This is a genomic window from Paraconexibacter sp. (assembly GCF_041602235.1).
GTDB lineage: Bacteria > Actinomycetota > Thermoleophilia > Solirubrobacterales > Solirubrobacteraceae > Paraconexibacter.
The window spans coordinates 1-2,133 of the sequence record NZ_JBFIGP010000441.1 but is presented as its reverse complement, the minus strand read 5'-3'; the positions used below and the strand labels follow the sequence as shown (position 1 = coordinate 2,133).

General features: G+C 72.3%; 2 protein-coding genes. Both read right to left on the bottom strand.

The genetic code is table 11. From position 1 onward, the window contains the following. Positions 1-1,266 (bottom strand): MlaD family protein (locus ABYE80_RS20175; RefSeq protein WP_372792137.1); only part of this gene is annotated, 1,266 nt, incomplete at its 3' end. Between the two features lie 9 nt (positions 1,267-1,275). Next, positions 1,276-2,133, bottom strand: an 858-nt coding sequence (locus ABYE80_RS20170; RefSeq protein WP_372792135.1) for a hypothetical protein, incomplete at its 5' end; no start/stop codon positions are given.

Here is a 2,133-nt window from a genome sequence, read left to right as displayed (position 1 = left end):
CCCCGTGACCATCTTGCCCAGCCCGCCGGGCTCGTGGTAGGGGTTGTAGCGGTTGGTCGGTGACCGCCGCTCGGCTCCGACGAGCCCCTCCGGCCAGAGCGGCGACAGCACCCGCAGTGCGCGCATGGGCTTGCCGTCCGGTCCCGGCGTCGTGTAGTTCGTCGCCGCCGCGATGTTGGCGGACGCGGCGACCGCGTCGTCCTTGTAGGCGTCCAGGAGCTGCACGACAGGCACCAGGTCGCGGCCCGCGGAGTCCAGCACGTCCGTGAGCGGCCCCGCCGCCTTCACGATGCTCGTCAGCGCCGGGAGGCCGGTCCGCGCCTGCGAGATGACCGGGTCCAGGCCGCGTGCGACACGCTCGAGCGTCGGTCCCAGGAGCACCGCCTCCTCGAGGCCGGGCTTCAGTCGCGAGGCGACCGGACGCAGGGTCCGCAGCGAGGGCGCGGCATCGACCGAGACACCCTCGACCTCGCCCGCGAAGGCCCGGGCCTCCCGCAGGAACCCGGGGAGCTCCTTCACGGTCGCCGTCAGCTGCGAGGTGCGCTGCGCGGTGGCATCCAGCACCTCATCGCCGGCGACGACCAGCTCGCGGACGTCCGCCTCGCGCTGGGCGATCGTCTCGAGGGTCGTGGCGGAGTCCCGGATCAGCGCCCGGAGCGCCGGCCGCTGGGCGTCGACGACGGTGAGGACACGCCGCAGGTCGCGGGCGGCCGGAGCCGCGTTCCCCAGGACCGCCGAGATGTCGGCGCTGCGACCGTCCAGGGCGACACTGACGTCCTGGAGGAACCCCTTCAGCGCCTTGCGGGTCGGTGCGTCGAAGCTGCCGAGCACGTCGTCCAGCCCCTCGGCGGCCTGGATGTTGCCCGGCGGGAGCAGCCCCCCGTCCGCCACGGGCGTCGTGCCGCGCGTGCCCGGTGTCAGCTCGATGAACGACTCGCCGAGCAGCGTCTTGGAGCGGATGATCGCGCGGGCGTCGCTGGGCAGCGGTGCGTAGCGGCGCTGCAGGTCGACGGTGGCCTCGATCTTCGTGCCGATCGGCCTGGTCGACACCACGCGCCCCACGGGTACGCCCGCGATGCGCACCGAGGCGTTGGAGGTCAGCTGCGCCGCGTCGCGACCGAACAGCATCCTCACCTCGTACCCCTTGGGCTCCAGCGGCACCGTGCCGCCGAAGCTCTTCCACACGAACAGGGTGAAGCCGAACACCGAGAGGGCGAACACCACGGCGATGATGATCTGCGAGAGGGCTGGAGGTCGGGTTCCCATGGTGCGGTGTCAGCAGACCGGCAGCGCGGTGCCGATGGAGTGGAGGATGGGAGCGAGCTGTGGCACGAGGGCCGGCGTCTGGTTGCAGTCGAACGCCCCGAGGCCGCGCCAGAACGCGCCGTTGGCGTCGTCGTTGGTCAGGAAGGACATCCCGTTGTGGGCGAACCACGCCACCCAGAACAGGTACCCCTCGTCCTTGTCCCCCGGCGGGTTGTAGGCGAGCGTGTTGACGATGTAGTTCAGGACCTGGAAGGAGGTCGTCAGCGCGGGGGTCACCGCGTTGAGGTCGCGGGTCGTGGGTGCCAGGTCGCGAGCCAGCGGCTGCGCCTCGCGCACGAGCGGACGCAGCTGCTTCTGCAGGATCGGGACGGCCTCGTCGACCAGCGGCCTCGCCGCGCGCAGCGCCGTCGGGGTCACCTTCGCTGCCGGCAGCAGGGCCTTCGCGGTGGGCTCGAGCTCCTGCGCGAAGTCGCGCGCCGAGGAGATGGCGCGATCCGTGGCGCGCAGCGTTCCCGGCAGCTTGCGCACCGAGCGGCGCAGCGCCGCCTCCTCGCTGGCGAGGGCGCTCACCGTCGCGTTGCCGGACTCGACCAGGCGAGCGATCTCGACGTCTCGCGTGCCGACCTCGCGCGTCAGGATCGCCAGGTTGCCGACGAGACGGCGCAGCTGGCGTCGCCGCTCGGCGAGCGCCCCGCTCACGGACCGCAGGTCCTCGGCGGTCGGCCCCAGCGCTGCGAAGAGCGCGCGCAGGTCCTTGCCCCGCCCCTTCAGGGCCTCGGCACTGCCCGTCGTCAGGATGTTGAAGAACGTCCTGGTGTCGGCGTCGAGGGCGTTGGTCAGCTCGTCGCTGTCGATCGGCACCGAGGT